Below are 24,074 nucleotides of genomic sequence, written 5' to 3'. Positions count from 1 at the left end.
GCCGAACAGGCCGCCCCGCAGAGGCATCAGGTCAGTTGACCGGACGCAGGGAGAGCAGGTGCAGCAGGCGCTCCGGCTGGTTGTCATGGACAACCGGGTTCGCAACCGGGTTTTCGGCGCTGAAGAAGCCGGTGAAGCGCTTGGTGTTGTACTGATACCAGCGCGGGTTGTTGAACACCGGGATCACGGGCAGGTTTTCACCGGCGATCATCTGGACCGTGTTGATCAGTTCCTTCTGCTTGGCCTGATCGGTGGTCTGGGTGAAGCCATCAAGGGCGGCCGACAGTTCGGCGTTCTTGAAGCGGCCGGCGCCAAAGCGGGTCACGCCCTGGTTCCGCTCGTGCAGGATCGTGTCAAAGTGCGTGTAGGGCGTCGGGCCGACGAAGGCCGAGTTCAGGGCCATGTCATACGTGCCCTTGATCAGGGCTTCGTTCCAGACGGCCTGTTCCGGCGTGCCGACCGAGGCCTTGATGCCGACCGCATTCAGGCCTTCGACGGCGATCTGTGCCGCGTTGACCCAGTCGGTCCAGCCGTTCGGGACGATGATGTCGAAACTGATCGGCTTGCCGTTCGGAGCCTCGACGAAACCGTCGCCGTTGGTGTCCTTGAAGCCATGCTCGGCCAGCAGGGACTTGGCGGCTTCCGGATCGTTCTGCATGTACTTGCCGAACTTCTCGTCCACGGCCGGGTTGTTCCAGGCGTGGTAAGCGCGGCCAAGACCGGACGGATACTGGTTGATGGTCGGGTAGCCGTAGCCGGCGATCTCGACCATCGCTTCACGGTCCAGCGCCATCGACAGGGCGCGGCGGAAATTGACGTCGGAGAAGGCAGCACGGTTGCCTTCGTTCGGCGATTCCGGGTTGACGTTGAACATCACGAAGGAGCCAGCCGGCAGCCAGTACTTGTGGTTGGCCGGGTCCTTGGCGACGTAGGTGTTCTCGATGTCCGGCAGGAACGAACCCATCCAGTCGAGGTCACCACGGGCAGCAGCTGCCAGCGCCTGATCGTTGTTGGCGATCTGCGGGAAGCGCATGCAGTCGACCTTCAGCGTCGCGGCATCCCAGTAGTTCGGGTTGCGGCACTGCAGATATTCCTGCTCTGTGAAGCGGCGGAAATCGGTCAGCGGGCCCGTGCCGACCGGCTTCGGATTGGTGAAAGACACCGGATCGGCGACCTTGGACCAGATGTGTTCTGCCACCACCGGAACGCGAACGATATCGTCCGCTGCCAGGCTGTTCACCTTCTTCAGGTTGAACTTGACGGTGAGCGGATCGATCACTTCGATGCTTTCGATGAGCTTTGCCATCGAGCGGGTGTCGAGAGCCGGGGTCTTCAGCACCATGTTGAAGGTGAAGGCGACATCATCGGCATTGAAGGGCTCGCCATCCGACCAGGTCACGCCATCACGCAGCTTGAAGGTCACCGACTTCAGGTCGCTGCCATACTCATAGCCGGTCGCCAGACGGAAGTTCGGCTCGCCGCTCTTCAGCGAGTTAAAGATCACCAGGGGCTCGTAGACGAAATCCTGGATCGAAGGCAGGCGGGTCGATTCGTTGAACGGGTTGTAGTTTTCCACCCAGGCGGTGCGCTGGACCGGAAGCGCGGTCAGCACGGCATCGGCAGCCAGGGCGGCGCCGGACGCGGAACCCAGAAGCGTGGCCGACATGAAGACGCCAGCCAGACGTGACTTGATCATTTGTATCCTCCCGAAGCAGGCGACTTCTCCGCGCCTGCAGTCTTGTGATGCCGCCTCGGATCGGAAGCAGGTGGTGGGACGAACGTCCGTCACTTCCCCGACACCGCTCCTCGCCAGCGATGCAGCACCGGCATCTTGCGCTCTGCAACAGGGTCAAAAGCCACCCGAAATTTCGTAAAGTTCGTCAAAATCGGAGAGCCACGAGATTGTGCCAGTCGAGGAAGTGGCAGTTATCTTATTATTTATCAGATGGTTATGAACTGCACTGAGGGCTCAGCGGGGGGGTTGCCGTGATCTATCCGGGATGAGGGTCTGCTGCGGCGGCTGCACTGTCACACCGGCGATGATATAGGCTCTGATACTGATCGATTGCTAAGCGTGACCCGGACCCGACATGACCTTTCTGCCGCAGGGCTTCCAGACCCGTGTCATGATCACGCTGATCCTGGCCTCCGTCCTACCACTGGCGCTCGGGGGCTGGGTCTTCTTCAATCTCGTCAACCGCAACATCACCGAGGAAACCTATCGTCAGGTCGCCTTTGCGCGTGATGCCAAGGGCAGCGAGGTGCTGCAGTACCTCGCCTTTGCCCGGCGTGAGGCCGAGAGCATCGGCCAGTCCGCCAATGTCCGCTATGCGGTCGGAGATTTTTACGGCTTCTCCTTCGCCTTTGGCCAGATGGCTGCCACGGAGGCCCAGTCCGGAGCAAGACTGCGCTTGCTGTTCGGTGTCGAACCCGGCGGGTCAACCATCATTCCGCCGCCGGCGCCCGTGGGGGAAGACATCCTGCTGCGCGAGGCCCTGGAATACGCCAATGCGCATCGACGGTTTCATCCCTCCTTTGCAGAATTCATCAGCGGGTCCGAGTACGACAATCTCTACCTCGTCAATACGCGTGGCCGGGTTGTCTATTCGGTCTCGAAGGACAGCTATCTCGGGCATGATCTCAACGGCATGAGCGGGCCGCTGGCCGATCTCTATCGCCGCCTCCGGGTCAATCCGCAGTCAGAAGCGCTGCTGCTCTCCGATTTTATTCGCGATCCGCTGACCGGGCAGTTCGTTGCCTATCTCGGGATGAATGTCAGGCTCTACGCCACGTCGAATGCGACCGTCTTCTTCCGTCTTCCGGCCGATGGGCTTGGCCGCCTGATGCAGGCGAGCAATGTGATGACGCTGATTTCCTCGACGGGCGAGGTGATTGCCGCGACTCGGGGAACTGGCATCAGCACTGCAAGCCCGGTGGTTGTGCCGGAGCAGATGCGTGCACCTCAAGGCATCGAAACGCTGGAAAAGGGCCTGATCGGGGTTCCGACCCTGTCGGCCTGGAAGCGGTTGATGGATCCAGCCCCGGGTTGGCTGGTCGTGGCCGAATCTGAACAGGCGCGCGCCTTTGCCACCTCGCGGCGGCTACGCGATGCGCTGCTGATCATCGGCATCGCGGCCATTGCAGCTTTGGTTCCGGCGGCTCTTGCGTTGTCACGCTCGATGACAAGTCCGATCCGCCGCCTCGCCCGCTCGGCAACGGCGGTTGCCAATGGTGCCCTTGAGGAGCCGCTGCCCGAGTATGCGAAGCCACTCGAGTATGCCGATCTGTCACGTGCGGTCAGTCAGATGCGGCGCTCCTTGCGTGACCAGCTCGAACTGATCAGCCAGAAAAACGCCCAGCTGGAACAGCATCTGAGCCAGATCGAGGAAAAGAACGCCGAGCTCGAGGAAGCGGACCGGATGAAGGATCGCTTCCTGGCGGCGACCTCGCACGAGCTGCGCACGCCCCTCAACGGCATCATCGGCATTTCCGAGACGCTTGGAGCCGGTGCGATGGGCGAGTTCGCCCCGGCGCAGAAGAGCCAGCTGCATCTGATCGCGCTGAGCGCCCGGCGTCTGTCCCGGCTGGTGGACGACCTTCTCGACATCTACCGCATCCGGGAAGGGCGGATGCGTCTGGACCTGCAGCCGCTCGATGTGGCGCAAAGCCTGCGCAACGTGCTGCAACTGGCCCGGCCGATGCTGGCCGGCGAACCGGTCACGTTACGGGTCGATGTTGACGCGGATGTGCCGGCGGTCCATGCCGATCCGGTGCGGTTTGAACAGATCCTCTTCAATCTGATCACCAATGCCGTCAAGTACGGCGGTGAAGGCCGCATCGAGATCACGGCCCGGATGCGCGAAATGGTTGACGGAAACCGGGTGGATATTGCGATCCGCGATTTCGGACCGGGCATCTCGCCTGACAGTCTTGAACGGATCTTCCATCCGCTGGAGCAGATTACCGGGTCCGGACCGCGCGCCGCATTGCAGGAAGGCATGGGGCTCGGGCTAACGATCGCCCGCAATCTCGCCGTCCTGATGGAGGGCACCATCGAGGTGACCAGTACGCTGGGCCAGGGATCGACCTTCACCGTCAGCCTTCCGGCATCCGATCGTCCGGCCTTGTCGACTGTGCGGTCCGAACTGCATGAGGTGATGGCGAGTGCGGACGGGTTGCTGATCGGGGCACAAGCCCTTGAAGACAGCAGCGCTCCATCGATCCTGCTCGTGGATGATGAGCCGATCAACCTGCAGGTCCTGCGCAATGTGCTGCTGCCGCGTGGCTACAGGGTCATCGATTGCGACAATGGGCCAGAAGCGCTGCGTCTCGTTGAGCAATACCAGCCTGATCTTGTCGTGCTGGATGTGATGATGGCGGGCATGAGCGGTCTGGAGGTCGCCCGCCATCTGCGCCGCCGGCACTCCTTGCTTGATCTGCCGATCATCCTGCTGACGGCGCGCGGGCGTACCCGCGACATGATCGCCGGTTTCGAGGTCGGCGCGAACGACTATGTCGTCAAGCCCTTCGTCAAGGACGAGCTCGTCAGCCGGATTGCCACGTTGCTGGAGGCTTCGCGCGCCAAGCGCCGCGCAGAAGAAAACAGCGAACTCAAACAGGAAATCGAGCGGCGGATCCAGGTGGAGGACGCGCTTCGGCTGTCGCAGCGCCGGATGGGGCAGTTGCTCGAGGCGCTCGAGGACGGGCTCATCTGCGCCAATCCAAAGGGTATTGTCACCTTCGCCAATCCGGCCGCAGAAAACTGGCTGGGCGAGAGCGCGGTGAGCGGCCAGACTGCGCTGGCTGACCTGCTGCCGGGCACCGCCTTGTCTGAGTTGTCCGGCCTGACCGGTGACGATGACACGCGGCGGATCGAGACCGAGATCAACGGGCGACGGCTGGTGCTGAATGCCTTTGCGCTTCTGCCGGACGCCGGCGGCGGCATTGCGTTGCTCGTCAGCGAATCCGGCCGCGAGGCGCCCGGCCTTGTCACATCCATTCGCGATGCCGTCGACAGTTCGCTGCCAGCTCTCGCCAGTCCGGTTGACGATGACATTGATGTCGTCAATCCCGATCCGTACCGAGGCCAGATCGTGGCGGTGATGGGGGAGGTGCTCAGCCTCTGGAAGCAACTCACTGGCAAGGGCAAGGTCGACTTTGCCGAGGTCAGCGGCATCTGGCGCGTCAGTCTCGATAAGTCGTCGCTGCAGACGCGCACGCTCGACAAGTATCTCATGCTCGAGACATTGCCGGTCAATCCGCGTTGGCGCGATGTGCTGCGCTCGGCCGATTTCCTGCTGGAACAGGCAGGAAGGGAGGGCGCGCTGGACACGCCCGCGATCCGTGAGGCGCGGGAACGTCTCGCCCGCGACCTCGCCGTGCTTCGCAAGATGGTACCTGCCGGATCCTGAATTTCAGTCCGGCAGCGCCTGCCAGGCGACACCGCCCGCCGGCAGTTCCATGCCATTGAAAACAACAGGATCCGGATTGTAGTTGAAGTAGAACCTGTGCGTCTGCGTGTCGCGCTGGCGCAGGCCCTCCGGCATCGCGGTCGTCGTGATCTTGGCCCGCGCAGTAGCCTCGGTCAGAACCCGGTTCAGAGCCGCTTCATCCGGCCAGCCAGCGAGATAGGTGAAGCAGCCTCCACGGACCACGGCTGGCTCGCCGTCGCTCGCCCGTACGACGACCTCCGCGCTGCCCTCCAGCTTCTCGCGCCAGCCAAGGAACGAGCCTCCCCCTTCCAGCGGGACCGGGGCAAAGGGCGGCAGGCTTTCGACCCGCGAAATCCGGCAATCGAGCCCGGGCAGGGCCGGAGGCAGCGGCACGGGGATCGCGAAGTCAGCCGTCTTGGAGTTCGTCCTTGGTCCGGCCACGACGTCGGCGCCGCTGGCCACAAGCGCGTTGGCGAGCGTCTCTGGCAGGGTGAAGAGACCGGGCACAAGGACAAGCCGGTATCCGGCAAAATCTTCCGTGCTGGCCGGAACGATGTCAACCGACAACCCGAGCTGACGCAGACCGCGATACATCGCGAAAGCCAGCCGGAAATAGTCAAAGTCCTTGCCTTGTGGCTGGATCTGCCAGGCCCAGGCGCTCGGGTAATCGAACACCAGTGCCACGGGTGCCTTTTTGATGTCGGTCGTCGGCATTGCCTTCAGCTCGGCAGCCACCTCTTCGGCAGCATGGAACGCCGGGGCAGGGGCGCTGTCGGGACGCAGCATCCCGGCATGCATCTGCTCCTGCGCAAACGGAGCCTGACGCCAGCGGAAATAGCAAACGGCCTCCGCGCCATGGGCAAAGGCCTCCCAGGCCCAGAGCCGTGCCATGCCGGGCAGGGGATCGGGATTGTAGGGCGCCCAGTTCACAGGGCCCGGCTGCTGTTCCATTACCCACCAGCGGCCGTGCCCGACACTGCGGTAAAGATCGTGGTGAAACGCCTGAAAATCGGGATGCCCCTGGCGCAGGAAGCGCCGCTTGAAGGTGTCGTCGACCTCCATCCGGTCGGACAGGAAGCCCAGGGGATAGCTGTCCCAGCTGGCGATATCGAGGTCAGCGCCGACGTCGAAATGATCGAAGTCGACGATCCGGCCCATGTAGTTATGGGCAATCGGCGCTTCGGTGTAACGGCGCAGGATGTCGACCTGCAGCCGGTTGAACAGCACCACCTGATCGGACGAGAAGCGGCGGAAGTCCATCACATGCGCCGGGTTCGGCTCGGTGACGGTCAGGTTCGGCAGGCCGACGTCCTCGAAACTGGCATAGTCCATCGACCAGAACACATTGCCCCAGGCCCGGTTCAGGGCCTGCGGCGACTGGTACTTGCGCGCCAGCCAGTTGCGGAAAGCGGTCAGCGCAGCTTCTGAATAGGAGACAGTCGTGTCGTGACAGCCATATTCATTGTCCGTCTGCCAGGCTGCGACATGCGGATTGTCGCCATAACGCTCGGCAAGCAGGGTGACGATGCGGGCGCATTCTGCTTTGTAGCCTTCATGCGAGAAGCAGTAATGCCGGCGCGATCCGAAACCGCGTGGACGACCCTCGGCATCGACGGCCAGCATGTCCGGGTGTTTCGTCACCATCCAGCGCGGCGGCGTGGCTGTCGGCGTGCCGAGCACCACTTTCAGTCCAGCCTGACCCAGGACCGCGATAGATCGGTCCAGCCAGTCCCAGTCCAGCTGTCCGGGCTCCGGTTCGATCCGGCTCCAGGCGAACTCGCCGATGCGCACATAGGTGAGGCCAACGGCGGCCATGCGGGCCGCATCTTCAGACCACTGGGTTTCGGGCCAGTGCTCGGGATAGTAGCAAACGCCAAGGCGGCGCAGAAGGTTGTCGGTCACAGGATCACCTGATGCTCTTGCTGGCCGCGCGCGACATTGGCGGCGGTGAAGGTCATGCCGGAAAGCGGAGCCGCAGCGCGGCCCGATGCGGTCAGGCCCTGCCGGGCGGATGCGCAGAAAAGGGTTGTCAGGTCCGGGCCACCAAAGGCCGGGCAGGTGGTGTGCGGCGCATCAACCGGAACGGTCCGCACCAGCGATCCGTCGGGCGCATAGGCGGCAACCCGTGACGAGCCCCATTCGGCCAGCCACATGAGGCCGTCGCGGTCGATCACCGCTCCGTCCGGCTCGCGGCCGGCGGGACCCAGATCAAGGAACACCTCCGGTTCCGAATTGGGCCAGCCATCCGCGTCCAGTGTCACGCGCATGACCTTGGCGACGGCGGAATCGGTGAAAAAGGCGGTGCGGCTGTCCGGAGCAAAGCTGATCGCGTTGGAGATCGTGATCGGCGCAAAGAGGCGCCGCAACTCGCCGCGATACCAGCGATAGATCGCACCGGCATCCTGTTCGGCGTTGCAACCCATGGTGCCAATCCAGAAACCGCCCTGGGGGTCCGCACGGCCATCATTCGAGCGCGTCACGGCATTGTCGGCCTCCAGCGGGCAGACATGGGTGTTGGTCCCGGAATTGAGGTCATGGATGAACAGCTCGCGCGCGCTGGCGATCATCAGCCGGTTCGCGTCGATCCATCCGGCCGCCGACACGAAAGTGTCGAAGCGCACGGCCTTTGTCTCGTCGTCCGTCTGTGTGTAGAGCGTGCGGCCGGTGATATCGAACCAGTAGAGCTGCTGGCGCAGCGGATGCCACAGCGGACCTTCTCCCAGTTCACAGACGGTTGCATCGAAAACGGATGTCATGCGGGCTCCTGGGTCTTCGCGGCATCGAAGGCGATCACCATGTCTCTGGCGCGCTGTTCGATTTCGGCAATGGCGAGGCCTGGAACATACAGCGATGTCCCGATCCCGAAACCGGTGATGCCGACCTTCATCCACTTGGCGAAATTGTCCGGACCAGCACCGCCAACCGCATAGAGCTGTGTCTCCTTCGGCAGGACAGCCCGGATCGCCTTGACGCCTTCGGGGCCAAGCAGTCCGGCGGGGAAGAGTTTCAGCCCGTCCGCTCCGGCTTTCAGCGCAGCAAAGCACTCGCTCGGTGTCATCACGCCGGGAAACGACAGCAGCCTTGCGGCCTTGGTGGCGCGGATCACGTCCGGGTCGCAGTTGGGCGACACGACAAGCCGTCCGCCGACATCGGCAAGACGCTGCACATCAGCCGCCTCCAGCACCGTGCCCGCCCCGATCAGGGCGCTGTCGCCGAAGTGCTTGACCATGGCCGCGATGCTGTTGAAGGGCTGCGGCGAGTTCAGCGGCACTTCGATGCGGGTGAAGCCGGCAGCGATCAGCCTTTCGCACACAGGCAGGCTTTCGGCCGGCGTCAGGCCGCGCAGAATGGCAATCAGCGGACGCATCACGCAGGTCTCCGGATGTCTTCGAGAATGGACTCCCTCGCCAGCGACAGTCCGGCAAGTGTCAGGTTGGCTCCGTCGACGATGCGCGGTTCGTAGCCCGCAATGACAAGCGCCGCCGCATAGAGCGCGCTGAGGCCGGGGGCACCCACGAGGGTGACCGGACCGTCGAGCCTGGACCGGAGTGCAGCCAGTTCATTGCCAATGAGCAGACCGGACAGCCGTGCCCGCGCCGCCTCGGCGGCCATTGCGTGCAGCAGCCCTTCCGCCCGCAGGCGGAACAGCCCGGCGGCAAGGCCTGCCGGTGCCTGCAACGCTTCCTCGACTGCCGCTTCAAAACTCGGCTGGTGCCAGTCGGATGTCGTGCCAAGGCCATGGCGGAGCACCGAGTGGCCGCTGATCAAGGCATAGAGCTCGCCTGTCATGAAGGTCGAGAACTCCAGCACCTTGCCGGCGCGCACGTTGGCCCATTTGGTGTGGGTTCCCGGCAGGCAGACGGTGCCCGAGAGGTCAGGGTCGGCAACCAGAAGGCCGGCTATCTGTGTCTCCTCACCGCGCATCACGTCCGCCGGCGCATCCTGGCGCAGGCCCGGCACCACCCAGACCGCGATCCTGGGATCGTGGCTGACCCCGCGCACCACATGGGCGGCACTCAGCGGCGGGCAGGGAACCGCCACATAGGGAGCCTCGATCCAGCCCTGCCGGCTGCCAACCATGCCACAGGCAATGACCGGTGTGACCTTGCCAGCCGAAAGCCAGCCGCCAACCAGCTTCAACAGCGCCGGTTCGAATCCGTCACGGCTCAGGCTCGCCATGCCATCGTCCGATGCGGCTTGCCTCAGGACCTGATTGCCTTGCATCGACCAGGCGCGCAGATGGGTTGTGCCCCAGTCGACGGCGATCCACTCCACATTGGCGCTTCCGGTTGGGGCCGGATCCTGTCTCTCCGTCATCCCGTCACCGCCACACCGCCGTCGATGACCAGCGCCTGACCGGTCATCATCTTCGATGCCTTCGATGCCAGGAACAGGCAGCCGCCGGCGATGTCCTCCGGGTCAATGGTGTCCTTCAGGCACTGGCGCTCGAGATGCGCGGCAAGGCCTTCGGGTGTCACCCACATGTCCTTCTGCTTCTGGGTCAGCACCCAGCCAGGCGCGAGGGCGTTGACGCGGATGCGGTCGGGGCCGAACTCACGCGCGAGACTGCGCGTCATCCCGTTGATGCCGGAATTGGCCGCGGTGTAGATCGGGTAGCCGGCGTTGCCCATCATGTAGCTGATCGACGAGAAGTTGATGATCGATCCGCCTCCGGCTGCCTTCATCCCCGGAACCACGGCCTGAATTGCGAAGAAATAGGCCTTCAGGTTGATCGCCATCGACCAGTTCCAGTAGTCCTCGGTCACGTCCAGGGTTGCGTGACGCTGGTCATTGGCGGCGTTGTTGACGAGGATTGTCACCGGCCCATGCGCCTCGGAGGCCTTCGCAATTGCGCCCTGAAGCGCCGCGATATCGGTGATGTCGCACGGCAGAAACAGTGGGCGGTTTGACGTCTTCTGCTGCATCTCGTCGCAAAAGGCCGATGCATCGGACCGCTGAACGAAGGCAACCTTGGCACCCTGCTTCAAAAATGCCTCTGTCAGCGACGCGCCAATTCCTGATCCGCCGCCGGTGATGAAGACCGAGGCACCAGATAGATCGGGGAAAACAGGAAGGGTCTGCATCAAATCTACTCCAGTTATCAATCCTTGCGAAAGATGCGCCTTACAGGCGCTCTCCTTCCAGCATGTAGAGGGTTCCAGGCCAGGCAACCGGCAGGGTCACGCCCTGGTGCATCAAGGCGGCGCCGGACAAGACCAGTGGCATCTCTTTGAGCGCGTTCGGCCCCCGCGATTGCGGCGGGATATCCTCCGGGTTGAGGAGGCTGATCCGGTAGCGGGCGGCGGGATCGAGCCCGGTCAGGGGCAGCGGGCGCGGTAATGCCTGGCGAGACGTCCCGGTCTGTCCAGCGAACACCACGAAGCGGCTGCCATCACGGGCCAGCTGCTGCTCTGCGGTCACGGCCGGATCCGCGCTGTCGAGCCGCAGGATGTCGGCGAAGGTCAGCCAGTCCCGGTTGGCCTTCCACCATGCGGTCACCGATCGCAGGCATTCGGCCTCCTCCTCGGTGAGCTCGGTGAGATCCATTTCGAACCCCATGTGCCGCTGCGCGGCCGTTCTGGCCCTGAGGCTCATGCTCAGCATGCGGCCGGATGTATGGCAGCGGCGCGGTCCGACATGGCTGCCAGTCACGGCGAGCGGCAGGAACAGGGCCGCATCATGCTGGATCCGGATCCGCTCCAGCGCGTCGTTGCTGTCCGACAGCCAGACGCGTTGGGTCTGGGCGAGAATGCCGGCATCGATCCGGCCGCCGCCCGAGGCACAGCTCTCGATTTCAACGCCCGGATGGGCGGCGCGCAGCCGCGTCAGCAGATCGTAGATGCCCCGCGTCTGGGCCGCATCGACAACGGGCAGCAGGCGGTTGTGGTCCCATTTCAGGTAGTCGATCCGGTGCTCGCTCAGCAGCGTGGACAGGCGGTCAAACAGGTGGTCGCGAACGTCCGCCCGCCCCATGTCGAGCACCAGCTGGTTGCGCCCGCGCGTCTGATCGGCCGGGCCAAGGATCCAGTCCGGATGGGCGCGGTAGAGATCGCTGTCCTCGCTGATCATTTCCGGTTCGACCCACAGGCCAAACCGCATCCCCTGTGCTTCGACAGCGCTGATCAGAGGCGCCAGCCCGTCGGGCCATTTGCGCCGATCGACCAGCCAGTCGCCGAGACTCGTCGTGTCGTCATCGCGGCGTCCGAACCAGCCATCATCGAGAACGAAGCGCTCTGCACCGAGCGCCGCAGCGCGTGCGGCCATGTCGGTGAGGGTTTCGAGCTTGTGATCGAAATAGACAGCTTCCCAGCAATTGTAGTGCACGGGACGGGGGCGGCTCGCCAGCGGCGTCGGCCAGCGGACGATCCGGTCGCGGATATCCCGCTGCATGGTCACGGCGACGCCGTTCAGGCCACGGGTCGAGACGCTGACGATGAGCTCGGCACTTTCGAAGCGCGTTCCTGCCACAAGCTCCGCCCTGCTGGCATGACCGAACTGGATCTGCCGCCGGCCATCCTGCAGTTCCTCGATGATCTGGCGATGTCCGCCGGACCAGGCATAGCTGAAGGCCCTCGCTTCGCCGGAGGTGTTGCGGCAGCCTTGGTCTGCCACCAGGGCAAACGGGGGATGTTCCTGCCCGGAGCGGCCTGTCCGGCTCTCGCGCAGACGGATGCCGGTCCGGATTGCCATGCGCTCCGGCTGCAACTCGCCGATCCAGCGGCCGGAGAAATCGATGCTGTCCTGCGCGCCTCCAGGCAGCGGCAGCACAGGTGCAGCAAGCCAGGTCAAGCGGACCGGTCGCTCCGAAGTCAGCGTAGTTTTCAGCACCAGGACGCCTGTCGGCTCCGTCCGGATCTCGTGGGTCAGCGTGAGGTCGCCATCGCGGCTGACGAGTTGCAGTGCATTGGCCGACGGCTGGGCGTGGTCAAACCGAAAGCGCGGTGCGCGCGGTGTGCCGCCGGCATCCGACACGACCAGTCCGGGTTGCCCCTGCCAGTCATCGGCCGGCATCGGACACAGGGTCAGATCCGGCAGGCGATCAAGCATGCCGCCGGTCAGATCCGCGCGGGCAGCCAGCGCGAACTGATCGAGATCCTCGTCCGCCGGCAGCGGCGGTCCCCAATAGAGCGCGGCAGGAATCGCTCCCTCGCTCGAAAGGACAAGGGTTTGCTGCGGCGTGTCGATGCGCCAGTGGGTCATTTCACAGCCCCGAGTGTCAGCCCGGCAATGAAGTGCTTCTGCATCAGGAAGAACATCAGGACCGGCGGCATGGCGGCGATGATCGAGCCGGCGGATACGAGATGCCAGGCAGCGACCCACTGGCCGTTGAGCGAGTAGAGGCCAGCTGTCACCGGCTGCGTCGCCGCACCGGTGGTCAGGACCGTCGCCCAGAAATAGTCGTTCCAGATGAAGGTGAAGATCAGAACCGACAGGGCAGCAATCGCCGGGCGCATCAGCGGCAGCACCACATACCAGAAGATCCGGATTTCACTGACGCCTTCAACCCGTGCGGCCTCGATCAGCTCATAGGGCAGGGCGCGGATGAAATTGCGCATGAACAGGGTGCAGAAGCCGGTCTGGAACGCGATGTGGAAAAGGGCGAGGCCCAGCGTCGTGTCATAGAGACCCATCTGCAGCGTCAGGTCTCGCACAGGAACCATCAGGATCTGGAACGGCACGAAGTTGCCTGCAACGAACAGGAAGAAGATCAGCACGTTGCCGCGGAACTTGTAAACCGCAAGCGCGAAGCCGGTCATGCAGGAGAGAGCCACGGCTCCGATCACGGTCGGGATCGTCACCTTGAAGCTGTTCAGGATGTAGCTGGCGATCGGCGAATTACGGAACACGGCCGCATAATTGTCGAAGGCGATGGCCGAGGGCAGGCCGAAATAGTTGCCGGCGGCCAGATCCGACGAGGGACGCAGCGAGGTCACGGCAACGCCGAGCAAGGGCAGCAGCCAGACGACCAGCGCGATTGGCAAGGCAACCTGGTAGAGGATCTGCGCCTGGCGGCTGGATTGCTGGATGGGACGGGGAAACATGCTCAGTGATCCTTCTCGTCGCGCCACATCTTCCAGATGAAGCCGGTGATGAAGACCATCATGATGGCGAAGAGCACGACGGCGATGGCCGCGCCATAGCCCATGCGGAAGCCGTATTCGGACAGGGCCTGCTCATACATGTAGAAGGACAGGACGCGCGAGGACCCATAGGGACCGCCGTCGGTCATGATCGAGACCAGGTCGAAGGATCGAAGCGCGCCGATGACGGTGACGACGACGGCGATGAAGGTCGCCGGCCGCAACTGTGGCAGGATGACGTACCACAGCATCTTCCAGCCCTTGGCGCCGTCGAGCCGCGCCGCCTCGATCTGGTCGGGGGCGACATTGTTGAGGCCGGTGAGATACAGGATCATCACATAGGCGATCTGCGGCCACAGGCCTGCGGCGATGATGCCGTAGGTGACATAGTCCTCATCAGCGAGGATGGCCACGCCCTTTCCGGTGACGGCTTCGATGAGTGTGTAGAGCAGCCCGAAATTCGGCGCGTAAAACCACGAGAACATTAGGCCGACGACGACCTGGCTGATGACAAAGGGAAAGAAGAACAGCGACTTGTAGGCCCGAATGCCCCAGACGGTCTGGTTCAGGAAGATCGCGATTGCCAGGCCGAAGGGGATCGCCAGCATGTAGAGAACAAGCCAGAGCAGGTTGTTCTTCAGCGAGATATAGAACGCGTCGTCGTCCAGCAACTCGATGTAGTTTCCGATCCCGACCCAGGTCGCCTCACCAAGGCCATCCCAGTCATAGAAGGACAGGGCCATGGATTCAAAGATCGGGGCGATGACATAGAACAGGAAAAAGGCAGCCCCAGGGGCCAGGAACAGCCAGGGTGCCAGACGTCGCTGGTGGGTCTTGAAGAAGGCCTGCATGGGGTCCTCAGCCGGTCGCGGCGGCAGACCGTTTCCGATCACGGACAACGGGCGCGCTGAACGGGACAGGTGACCCGGACGAAGCGGTGGGGCTTCGTCCGGGCCGGCCGGTTACTTGTAGATGCGCTGGCGCATCTTCTCGAGACGCTCCAGGATCGCATCGCGCCGGTCTGGCTTGATGGTGAACTCCTGGAAGCCTTCCATCCCGGCCTTGGCCATTTCAGCCGGGGCATCGCGGTCGAAGAACTGGGCAAGGCCGGCCGCGCTCGAAACCGTCTCGAAGCCAGCGGTCAGGAACGGATCATCGGCGTCAACGGCAGACTCCTTGTTGACCGGAAGCTGGCCGAGGGTCTTGTTCAGCGCGGTCTGGACGTCGGCGCGGGCCACGAATGCCAGGAACTTCTTGGCATCGGCGACATTCTTGGCGCCGGCAGGAATATGGATCGTGTCGGTCGGGGCTTCTTCGGCGCGCGGGATGCCGGCGGAGATCTCCGGGAAGACCATGAAGCCAAGGCTGTCATTGGTCATGCCGCCGTCCTTGAACACGGCAACGGCAAAGTTGCCCATGACATAATTGGCGGCCTTGCCCTGGACCAGCAGCGCGGCTGCATCCTGCCAGTCAATCGCAGCATGGTTGGCGGTCATGTAGCCCGGGCCGACCAGTTTCTCCCATTCGGTGAACGTGGCCTTGACCCGGTCATCGGTCCACGGAACCTCGCCGGCGGTAAGCTGCATGTGGAAGTCATAGCCGTTGGTGCGCAGGTTCAGGTAGTCGAAGATCCCGGCGATCGGCCACAGCGCCTTGGAGCCAGTGGTCACGCAATCGATGCCGGCGGCCTTGAACTTGGCGCAATTGGCAATGAACTCGTCCCAGGTCTTGGGCACATCGACGCCGACCTGCTTGTAGACGTCCTTGTTGTAGTAAATGCCCCACTGATAATAGGTGTAGGGGACGCCCCACTGCTTGCCGTCGATGGTCATCGAGGCCAGCGACGAAGACAGCTTGTCGGCGAGGCCATTTTCGGCCCACACGTCGCTGACGTCGGTGAACTGGCCAGCCTTGACGAAGGGGGCCATGCGGTTGCCGGCGTACCAGTTGGCAACATCGGGTGCGTCAGCGGTCAGGAAGTTGCGGATGGCAGTCTTGTAGCCTTCGTGGTCGAACATGTTAACCACGACGTCCACGTCCGGGTTTTCCGCTTCGAAGAGGGTGATCAGTTCTTCCATGGCGGCTTTCGGAGCCGGGTCCGAGGTGTCGGTGTTGAACACCAGTTTCCGCTTTTCGGCCATGGCCGAGCCAGACGACATGAGGACGGCAACCGCCAGCGCGGTTCCGCCAAGCAACTTGTAAATCATGCTCTCCTCCCAAGGATGTCACGATATTCGCCGCAGCATTTGCGCGGGTCGGACTTGCAAGTTTGTTCCAAATAATGGAACTTAGTCTTGCATATTGAAAACTATGCTGCGAAGCTTTAAGACTGTCAAGGCGCGAGACCGGAGAAACGGAATGAGCGAGGAAAAAGGCGACGGAACCGTCGGCAAGGCCCTGGATGTGCTGGACATGGTTGCCCGGCATGGGCGCCCTGTGCGGTTCACCGAGTTGCTCGGGCAGGGGGGCTATCCGAAGGCGACCCTGTATCGCTTCCTTCAGACCCTCACCAACCAGGGCATGCTGGCGTATGACCCGGAGGCGCAGGTCTATTCGCTGGGGGTTCGCCTCGTGCGGCTGGCCCATGCCGCCTGGGCGCAGAGTTCGCTCGCCCCCATCGCCCGGCCCTGGCTGGACCGGCTGTCGGAAGAGCTGGGCGAGACGTTGCATCTGGCCCAGCTCGACCAGGGGCAGGTGCTCTATGTCGACAAGCGCAACGCGGCGCGTCCGGTCGACATGTTCAGTCAGGCCGGTAAGGTCGGCCCGGCCTATTGCACCGGTGTCGGCAAGGCGATGCTCGCGTATTTGCCGGACGACAGGCTGGAGCAGGCACTTTCCCGCCAGTCGTTCCATGTCTTCACGCCGGCAACCCTTGCATCACGCGAGGCGCTGGTCGGTGAATTGAAGGCGATCCGGGCACGCGGCTATGCGTTCGATCTCGAAGAGCATGAGCCGGGCATCATTTGTATCGCCGCACCGATCCTGTCCGCGTCGGGCCGGGCCATCGGGGCGCTGTCGATCACGTCAACAACGCAGCGCAACTCATTGGGAGATCTGGAAGCCTTTGCCCCGCGCCTGTGCGAGGTGGCCGCTGCCATCGCCGCCGATGCGCAGGCCTGGCGCTTTCCGGAACAGTAACAACAAGGGACGGGAGGAACACAATGTCCGGCGTGGTGCTTAGCAATGTCGTCAAACGCTTCGGCGAAGTCGAGGTGATCCGCGGCGTGGATCTCACCGTCGATCACGGGGAGTTCTGTGTCTTCGTCGGGCCGTCCGGCTGTGGCAAGTCCACGCTGCTGCGTATGGTCGCCGGCCTGGAGGCGACGTCCGGCGGTTCCATCCGGATCGGCAGCCGGGATGTGACCGCCGCCGACCCGTCCGAACGCGGCGTTGCCATGGTGTTCCAGACCTATGCGCTCTATCCGCACATGACGGTGGCCGAAAACATGGGCTTCGGCCTGAAGATGACCGGTCATCCGAAGAGTGAGATCGACACGAAGGTTGCCGAGGCGGCGCGGATCCTCAAGCTCGACCCGTTGCTCGCCCGCAAGCCGAAGGCCCTGTCCGGCGGCCAGCGGCAGCGCGTTGCCATCGGCCGCGCGATCGTGCGCGGACCGGAGGTCTTCCTGTTTGACGAGCCGCTGTCGAACCTTGATGCGGAACTGCGCGTGGAGATGCGCGTCGAGATTGCCCGCCTGCACCGCGAGATCGGCGCCACCATGATTTACGTGACGCATGACCAGGTCGAGGCCATGACCCTTGCCGACAAGATCGTCGTGCTGAGGGCCGGCCGTGTCGAGCAGGTCGGCAAGCCGCTCGATCTCTATCATGATCCGGACAACCGTTTTGTCGCCGGCTTTATCGGTTCGCCGGCGATGAACTTTGTGGCGGCACGGATGAACGCGGACGGAACGCTGCTGGCGCCGGGCATCTCTGATGCACAGGTGCAGGGGCCAAACGTGTCGTCGCATGCCGGAAGCGTTGTCCTGGGCGTGCGTCCGCAGCACCTTTTGCTACAGGACGGAGCCAGCCACCGCGTCGACATGATCGAGGCGCTTGGCGGGGTGTCCTACATCCACCTCGTCGCATCGACGGGCGAAAAGATCGTCGTCGAACAGCGCGACGATGCCATCGCCCGGATCGGTGACAGCGTTGGCCTGCGCTTTGAGGCCGACAAGGCATTCCTCTTTGCCGCTGACGAGGCCGGTCTGCGCCTGCGCTGATCCGCGTCAACACCTGACAGCAGAAACGGCGGGCAGGGCCCGCCGTTTTTCGTTCTGTGCCTTGAACAAGTTCAGCGGATGCGCTGGCCGTTGGCGTCGAAGTGGTAGCAGCGGCTAGGCTCCGGCGTCACGAACACCGTTTCGTCAACGCTGAACTTGTGTTCGCCAAAGAGGCGCACGGTGACGAGACCGTGCTCGGCGTTGCGCACATAGACCAGCGTTTCGCCACCCAGATGCTCGACATGGCTGATCGTGCCCGGGATCTGTCCTTCGCTGCGGCTGATCGCAAGGTGTTCCGGCCGGATGCCCAGCGTTTCGCCGCGGCCGTCGAGCAAGTTGCCCTTCAGGAAATTCATCTGCGGCGAGCCGATGAAGCCGGCGACAAACACATTGTCCGGATCGTTGTAGAGCTCCATTGGCGCGCCGACCTGCTCGATGCGACCGGCATTCAGCACGACGATGCGGTCTGCCAGCGTCATGGCCTCGACCTGATCATGCGTCACATAGATCATGGTTGCCTTGAGGTCGCGGTGCAGGCGGGCGATCTCGATGCGGGTGTTGACGCGCAGCGCGGCGTCGAGGTTCGACAGCGGCTCGTCGAACAGGAAGAGCTTGGGTGTGCGCACCACGGCACGGCCGATGGCGACGCGCTGGCGCTGGCCACCCGACAGTTCCGCCGGCCGGCGTTCCAGCAGCTTGTCCAGCGACAGCATGGACGAGGCGCGCTGCACGGCCGTTTCGATTTCGCCCTTCGACGCTCCGGCTTGCTTCAGTGCCAGCGCCATGTTGCCCTTGACGGTCAGGTGCGGGTAGAGCGCGTAGCTCTGGAACACCATGGCGATCTCGCGCTTCGACGGCGGGGCGTTGGTGATGTCGGCGTCATCGATCCGGATCGAGCCGCTGCTGGCGTCTTCGAGACCGGCGATGATGCGCAGCAGCGTGGACTTGCCGCAGCCGGACGGACCGACGAAGACGCAGAACTCGCCGTCGTTGACGGTCAGGTCGACGCCCTTGATGACGTCGACTTTGCCGAAGGACTTGGTGATCTTGGTAAGGGACAGCGCGCCCATGATGTCTCCTGCTTACAGTTTGACCGGCTGGCCGGAACGCACGCTCTCATCCGCTGCCAGACAGACGGCGAGGGAGCGGACGGCATCGGACATGTGCCGGGTGAGGTCGAGATTTTCGGTGATGGCGCGGGCCACATAGGCCTGCTCGCGGGCGCACAAACCGTTGTGATCCGGTTCGTCTGCCATGTCGAGGTCCTGGTGGCCAAGGCCGGCCTTGTGCAGACGCAGTTTCGACGTCTGCGTATGGGTGTCGATGTCGTCAGAGCGCGCCGTATCCGGCATGCGGATCGATACGGCCCCATTCGGGCTGACCACATCCTTCACGAAGAAGGCCGTGTCCGACATCATCGGTCCCCAGCCAGCCTCGTACCAGCCAAGGCTGCCATCGGCGAAGAGCACCTGGAAATGACCGTAGTTGTACATGTCTTCGGCGATCTCGTCGCTGAGACGCAGGCCCATGCCGCGCACTTCGACCGGTGCGGCATCGGTGATCTGGCACATGACGTCGACATAGTGCACGCCACAGTCGACAATCGGCGGTGTCGTCTGCATCAAGGTCTTGTGCACTTCCCAGGTCGGGCCCGAGGATTGCTGGTTGAGATTGAGCCGGAAGACATAAGGGCCACCGAGGGCGCGCGCTTCGGCAATCAGCCGTTGCCAGCTCGGGTGATGGCGCAGGATATAGCCGACCACCAGCTTGCGGCCGGTTTCGACCGCCTTGGCCACGACCCGCTCGGCATCCTTCACATTGGTCGCGAGCGGCTTCTCGACGAAGACATGCGCCCCGGCATCCATCGCCGCACAGGCATAGTCGGCATGGGTGTCGGAATAGGTCGCGATGCAGACGAGATCGGGCTTCAGTTCGTTCAACGCGGCCATGTAGTCGGTGCGATGCGGATAGCTGGCAAGCGCCTCAGGCAGATTGGACGGCCATGACCGGCTGACCAGACCAACGATTTCGAAGGCAGGATCGGCGTGATAGGCGAGCGCATGGCTCAGCCCCATGTTGCCAAGTCCGACGACCAGGGTACGGATCATTTCACGGCTCCTGCGGTGATGCCACGGATGAGCTGGCGCGAGAAGATCAGGTACAGCACCAGCACCGGCAGGATGGCCAGCGACAGGGCGGCAAGAACGGCGTTCCAGTTGGTGACGAACTGGCCGATGAACACCTGGCTGCCGAGCGTCACCGTCTTTGTGGCTTCCGAGGGGGCCAGGATCAGCGGGAACCAGAGATCATTCCAGATCGGGATCATCGAGAACACCGCCACCGTCGCCATGGCCGGACGAACGAGCGGCAGCACCAGCGTCAGGAAGATCTTGTACTCGCTGAGCCCGTCGATGCGGCCGGCGTTCTTGAGGTCATCGGAAATGCCGCGCATGAACTCCGACAGGATGAAGATCGCCAGCGGCAACCCTTGCGCGGTGTAGACAAGGATCAGCGCCGTCAGCGTGTTGACCAGCCCGGAGGCGACCATCAGCTGCAGGATGGCGACTGTCCCGAGGCGGATCGGGATCATGATGCCGATGGCGAGATACAGCCCCATCAGCGTATTGCCGCGGAAGCGATATTCGGACAGGGCAAAAGCGGCCATGGCGCCAAACAGCAGTACGAAGAACAGCGAGGCGACGGTCACGACGAGGCTGTTCTGGAAGTAGAGGAAGAAATCTCCTTGCGCCAGAACAGTTGTGTAGCCGACCGGATCAAAGGTCGACGGCGTTGGTATTGCCAGCGGATCGCCGAAGATCGCCTTGCGGGATTTGAACGAGTTGATGACGACGACGAACACCGGAAACAAGGCGATCAGGGTGTAGAGCCCCAGCACCGAATGGGCGGCAACCGTGCGTCCGAGCGAAGAACGAGCCTTGGACATGAAGGTCTCCCTCAGAACTGGTAGCGGCGCAGCCGCGTCTGGATGGTGAACAGGTAGAAGCAGACGCCGACGAGAATGATGCCGAACATGGCCGCTGCGATCGTTGCCCCCATGTGCGGATCACCCAGTTGGAGCTGGAAGCCGAAGAAGGTGCGATAGAGGAAGGTGCCAAGGATGTCGGTTGCAAAATTCGGCCCGGCCAGCGCGCCCTGGGCGACATAGATCAGGTCGAAGGCGTTGAAATTGCCAACAAAAGTCAGGATCGAAATGATGCCGATCGACGGCAGGATCAGGGGCAGCTTGATTTTCCAGAACTGTTGGGCACCGGTGACGCCGTCTATCTCGGCGGCTTCCAGGATCTCGTCCGGGATCGTCAGCAGTGCAGCATAGATCAACATCATCGGGATGCCGACAAACTGCCAGACCGACACCAGCGCCAGGGTTGTCAGCGCGTAGGCTTCCTGACCCAGCCACGGAGCATAGAGCCACCTGAGGCCGACGGCATCCAGCAGGCCGGGGGCGATGCCCCAGATCGGCGACAGGATCAGTTTCCAGACAAAACCGACAATCACGAAGGACAGGATGGTCGGGATGAAGATCGCGGTGCGATAGAACGCCGCCATGCGCAGTTTCGGCGAAGACAGAAGGGCCGCCAGAAGCACGCCGATCGGGTTCTGAACCACCATGTGGATGAGGAAGAACCAGGCGTTGTTGCCGAGCGCGTTCCAGAACGCATCCGACCAGCGCGGGTCGCCGAACAGGGTCTGGAAGTTGGCAAGACCCACAAACTGGCTGACGCCATCCGCGCTGATGTTGAACAGGGCCATGTTCAGCGTGGCGAACAGCGGCAGGATCATGATCGCGGTGTAGATGATCACGGCCGGGGCGAGGAACACGCCGATATGCCAGCGGAACGGCCTTTTGCCAGCGATAGGGATGTCGGTCATTGGGAAAGCCTCTGCGCTTGGAGGAGGCCCGGATCTGGGCCTCCTCCATTGGTGCGATGGGGACTGTGCGAAGACTTTACGTGCTATTACACTGTAAAACTATGTGTCTATGCACATGGGATCATGGCCGCCGTGGCTTGCCATGATCCGTTGCTGAACTGGTCGACCGATTATTTCTGCGGCTCGTACCAGCTGGCAAGGCCCTTCTGCAGGCGCTCTGCGGCTGCTTCCGGGGTCTCTGCGCCGCGAATGACGTTCGCGGAGGCGTTCCAGGTTTCGTTCTCGAGGTTCGGCGTGCCGCGCGACAGGATCTGGTAGGTCGAGCGGATCGTCGGCTTGCAGGTCTCGCGCCAGCTGACGAATTCCTGGGCGAGCGGCTCGCTCAGTTCGATCTTGGCGTTGGACAGGGAGAAGAAGCCGGGCAGGGCGTTGGAGTAGAGTTCAGCGAACTCCGGCGAGCCAACCCAGTCGAGGAACTTCTTGGTTTCTTCCGGATGCTTGGTGCCTGCGTTCATGCCGAGTGCGATGTCGGTGTGGTCGGAGATGTAGCACTGGTCGCCTGCTGCCGGCACCGGCGGATAGAAGGCGCCGAGTTCAAAGCCGGCCTGCTGTTTGAAGCCGGCGATTTCCCAGGAACCGGCCGGATAGATGGCGGCGCGGCCGAGGGTGAACAGGTTCTGGCTGTCCGGATAGGACTGGGCTTCGTAGCCGTCACCCAGATACTGGCCCCACTTGGCGATGGAGCGGAACGGGGCCACCCACGGCTCGTCGGTTAGCTTGGCAGCACCGGCGATCAGTTCGGCGCGGCCGTCCTCGCCCTTCCAGTAGTTCGGACCAATGTTCTGGTAGGCCATGGTGGCAGCTTCCCACTGGTCAGCGGTGCCCATGGACATCGGGATGTACTTGCCGTCGGCCTTGATCTTGTCGAGGGCGGCAAAGAACTCGTCTTCAGTGGTCGGAACTTCGATCCCGACTTCCTTGAAGGCGTCCTTGTTGTAGATGAAGCCGTGGATGACCGAAGCCATCGGAATGCAGAATGTCTTAGCGCCATCATCGGTCGACCAGCCGGACTTGGCGACGGCCGAGAAGTTCTTCATGGCTTCCAAGGCGGTCAGGTCGGCCAGCTTGCCCTTTTCAAACAGGGTCAGCGAGGCGTCGAATGGGCGGCAGGTGATCAGGTCGCCGGCGCTGCCTGCATCAAGCTTGGAGTTCAGGATGGCGTTGTACTCAGCCGGTGCGGTCGGCGCGAACACCACCTTGATGCCCGGGTTCTTGGCTTCGAACGCCGGGATCAGGGTCTGCTGCCAGACGGTCAGATCGTCGTTGCGCCAGCTTTCAATCGTCAGTGTGACATCGGCGGCATGAGCTGCGCCGGCAAGCAGGGTGCCGGCGAGTAGCGCGCCCTGAAATTTCACAAGATTCATCGAACTGCTCCCGTTTATGGGCCTTTTTGGCCCTCTGGTTGATGCTTATGCGTCTTGTCGCAGTGCTCTGAGGGCCGGTCCCACATGACCCCCGGCTTCCGCGAGAAGCGAGTTGGCCTGCGCCACCGTGGCGCAGCAGGCAATCAGGATTGCAGGCTTCACCGCTCCGCCCGTCCGGGCAAGTGCGGCGCGTGCTGCGTCAATGTCGACACCGCTGAAGTCTGCCACCATGCCGGCGGCCCGGTCCAGAAGCTTGGCGTTATCCGCCATGACATTGACCATTCGCCCCTCGTGGACGTGTCCGAGACGGACACCTGCGAGGGTTGAAATCATGTTGAGTGCTGCTTTTTGTGCCGTTGCGGCGCCAAGCCGCGTCGAGCCTGCCAGAATTTCCGGCCCGGTATCCAGCAGCACCGGATAATCCGCGATTTGCAGCAAGGGCGTTGCTTCAGCGTTGGCAAGGCCGGCGATGCTTGCGCCGCGCACCTTGGCCGCCTTGGCGACGGCCAGGGTATAGGGCGTGGAGCCGGAGGCCGAGACCGCGATGATGAGGTCGCCAGGCCCGGGGGCAACCCGGGCCACATCTGCTGCAGCCAGATCCGCGTCATCCTCGACAGCGCCGGGCATATCGAGCAGGGCGGCTGCGCCGCCGGCAAACAGCATCGCAACCTGATGGCGCGAAACGCCGAATGTTCCTGGGATTTCGAGGCAGTCAGCCAGGGCCATCAGACCCGAGCTGCCGGCACCGACATAGATGACCTTGTGACCGGACGCGATGGCTGCGGCCATGGCAAGGCCTGTGGCGGCGATCACATCCCGCGCTGCGGAAGTCACATCAAGTGCAGCCGTTTGAGCTGTCAGGATTGCTGCAACGGCTTCCGCTGCGTCGCCTGAATGCAATCTGTCTGCCTCTGTGTGCCTTGCCTCTGTCCGTCGTGTTGTCATCTTGCCCTCCCCAACGTGATAATGCCAAAAGAATACCAATTGTAAAGTGGCAAATTCGCGCGATGGAATTTTATGAAG

19 protein-coding genes are annotated in these 24,074 nt (G+C 63.0%); 3 read left to right on the top strand and 16 right to left on the bottom strand.

Going from position 1 to position 24,074, the window contains the following annotated elements; all coding sequences use genetic code 11:
- Nucleotides 1-31: 31 nt before the first annotated feature.
- Nucleotides 32-1,696: an ABC transporter substrate-binding protein gene (locus C8348_RS11290; protein WP_106753441.1), complete on the bottom strand. Its 1,665-nt coding sequence runs from the start codon at nt 1,694-1,696 to the stop codon at nt 32-34.
- A 394-nt stretch (nt 1,697-2,090) separates the two neighbouring features.
- Between C8348_RS11290 and C8348_RS11285 the strand changes: the two genes are divergently transcribed.
- Nucleotides 2,091-5,411 carry a response regulator gene (locus tag C8348_RS11285; protein WP_106753440.1) on the top strand — a complete coding sequence of 1,107 codons (3,321 nt, stop codon included), beginning with the start codon at nt 2,091-2,093 and terminating at the stop codon, nt 5,409-5,411.
- 3 nt (nt 5,412-5,414) lie between these two features.
- Here the strand turns inward: C8348_RS11285 and C8348_RS11280 are convergent, their stop codons facing one another.
- The 9 genes from C8348_RS11280 to C8348_RS11240 form a co-directional block, all read right to left on the bottom strand.
- The gene (locus C8348_RS11280) at nt 5,415-7,334 is read right to left on the bottom strand and encodes a beta-galactosidase (RefSeq protein WP_106753439.1); all 1,920 of its coding nucleotides are present in this window, start codon (nt 7,332-7,334) and stop codon (nt 5,415-5,417) included.
- Nucleotides 7,331-8,188, bottom strand: coding sequence for an SMP-30/gluconolactonase/LRE family protein (locus C8348_RS11275; RefSeq protein ID WP_106753438.1), 858 nt, complete (start codon nt 8,186-8,188; stop codon nt 7,331-7,333). Before C8348_RS11275 ends, C8348_RS11280 begins: the two co-directional genes overlap by 4 nt.
- Complete coding sequence (locus C8348_RS11270) at nt 8,185-8,799, bottom strand: 2-dehydro-3-deoxy-6-phosphogalactonate aldolase (RefSeq protein WP_208983717.1); 615 nt, start codon at nt 8,797-8,799, stop codon at nt 8,185-8,187. The genes C8348_RS11275 and C8348_RS11270 overlap by 4 nt, the downstream gene beginning before the upstream one ends.
- Nucleotides 8,799-9,749, bottom strand: coding sequence for a 2-dehydro-3-deoxygalactonokinase (locus C8348_RS11265; protein WP_106753436.1), 951 nt, complete (start codon nt 9,747-9,749; stop codon nt 8,799-8,801). The genes C8348_RS11270 and C8348_RS11265 overlap by 1 nt, the downstream gene beginning before the upstream one ends.
- Nucleotides 9,746-10,516 (bottom strand): SDR family NAD(P)-dependent oxidoreductase, encoded by a 771-nt coding sequence (locus tag C8348_RS11260; protein ID WP_106753435.1) that lies wholly within the window; start codon nt 10,514-10,516, stop codon nt 9,746-9,748. The genes C8348_RS11265 and C8348_RS11260 overlap by 4 nt, the downstream gene beginning before the upstream one ends.
- A 40-nt stretch (nt 10,517-10,556) precedes the next feature.
- Nucleotides 10,557-12,632 (bottom strand): alpha-galactosidase, encoded by a 2,076-nt coding sequence (locus C8348_RS11255; protein ID WP_106753434.1) that lies wholly within the window; start codon nt 12,630-12,632, stop codon nt 10,557-10,559.
- On the bottom strand, nt 12,629-13,474 hold the full coding sequence (locus C8348_RS11250; RefSeq protein WP_106753433.1) for a carbohydrate ABC transporter permease: 846 nt from the start codon (nt 13,472-13,474) through the stop codon (nt 12,629-12,631). The genes C8348_RS11255 and C8348_RS11250 overlap by 4 nt, the downstream gene beginning before the upstream one ends.
- Before the next feature lie 2 nt (nt 13,475-13,476).
- Nucleotides 13,477-14,364 (bottom strand): carbohydrate ABC transporter permease, encoded by an 888-nt coding sequence (locus C8348_RS11245; protein WP_106753432.1) that lies wholly within the window; start codon nt 14,362-14,364, stop codon nt 13,477-13,479.
- A 111-nt stretch (nt 14,365-14,475) separates the two neighbouring features.
- Nucleotides 14,476-15,720, bottom strand: a complete 1,245-nt coding sequence (locus C8348_RS11240) for an ABC transporter substrate-binding protein (protein WP_208983709.1) — start codon at nt 15,718-15,720, stop codon at nt 14,476-14,478.
- A gap of 151 nt (nt 15,721-15,871) precedes the next feature.
- Between C8348_RS11240 and C8348_RS11235 the strand changes: the two genes are divergently transcribed.
- Together C8348_RS11235 and C8348_RS11230 are read left to right on the top strand one after the other, a co-directional pair.
- A complete protein-coding gene (locus C8348_RS11235) occupies nt 15,872-16,651 on the top strand; it encodes an IclR family transcriptional regulator (protein ID WP_106753431.1) in 780 nt (259 codons plus the stop codon).
- Nucleotides 16,652-16,674: 23 nt separating this feature from the next.
- Complete coding sequence (locus tag C8348_RS11230; protein WP_106753430.1) at nt 16,675-17,736, top strand: ABC transporter ATP-binding protein; 1,062 nt, start codon at nt 16,675-16,677, stop codon at nt 17,734-17,736.
- A 71-nt stretch (nt 17,737-17,807) separates the two neighbouring features.
- Here C8348_RS11230 and C8348_RS11225 read toward each other — a convergent pair whose 3' ends face one another.
- From C8348_RS11225 to C8348_RS11200, 6 genes are all read right to left on the bottom strand, one after another.
- Entirely contained in the window at nt 17,808-18,806 is a 999-nt protein-coding gene (locus C8348_RS11225; RefSeq protein ID WP_106753429.1) for an ABC transporter ATP-binding protein, read from the bottom strand.
- A gap of 12 nt (nt 18,807-18,818) precedes the next feature.
- A complete protein-coding gene (locus C8348_RS11220; RefSeq protein ID WP_198647018.1) occupies nt 18,819-19,844 on the bottom strand; it encodes a Gfo/Idh/MocA family protein in 1,026 nt (341 codons plus the stop codon).
- Entirely contained in the window at nt 19,841-20,680 is an 840-nt protein-coding gene (locus C8348_RS11215) for a carbohydrate ABC transporter permease (RefSeq protein ID WP_106753428.1), read from the bottom strand. Before C8348_RS11215 ends, C8348_RS11220 begins: the two co-directional genes overlap by 4 nt.
- 11 nt (nt 20,681-20,691) lie before the next feature.
- Entirely contained in the window at nt 20,692-21,627 is a 936-nt protein-coding gene (locus C8348_RS11210; protein WP_198647017.1) for a carbohydrate ABC transporter permease, read from the bottom strand.
- A 170-nt stretch (nt 21,628-21,797) separates the two neighbouring features.
- Nucleotides 21,798-23,051, bottom strand: a complete 1,254-nt coding sequence (locus C8348_RS11205; protein ID WP_106753427.1) for an ABC transporter substrate-binding protein — start codon at nt 23,049-23,051, stop codon at nt 21,798-21,800.
- A 45-nt stretch (nt 23,052-23,096) separates the two neighbouring features.
- Nucleotides 23,097-23,996: an N-acetylmuramic acid 6-phosphate etherase gene (locus C8348_RS11200; RefSeq protein WP_106753426.1), complete on the bottom strand. Its 900-nt coding sequence runs from the start codon at nt 23,994-23,996 to the stop codon at nt 23,097-23,099.
- Between the last annotated feature and the right edge of the window lie 78 nt (nt 23,997-24,074).

It is taken from the genome of Pannonibacter carbonis, from assembly GCF_003012935.1.
In the GTDB taxonomy this organism is placed as follows: domain Bacteria; phylum Pseudomonadota; class Alphaproteobacteria; order Rhizobiales; family Stappiaceae; genus Pannonibacter; species Pannonibacter carbonis.
The sequence above is the reverse complement of the archived record's forward strand: the minus strand, read 5'-3'. Positions and strand labels throughout refer to the sequence as shown.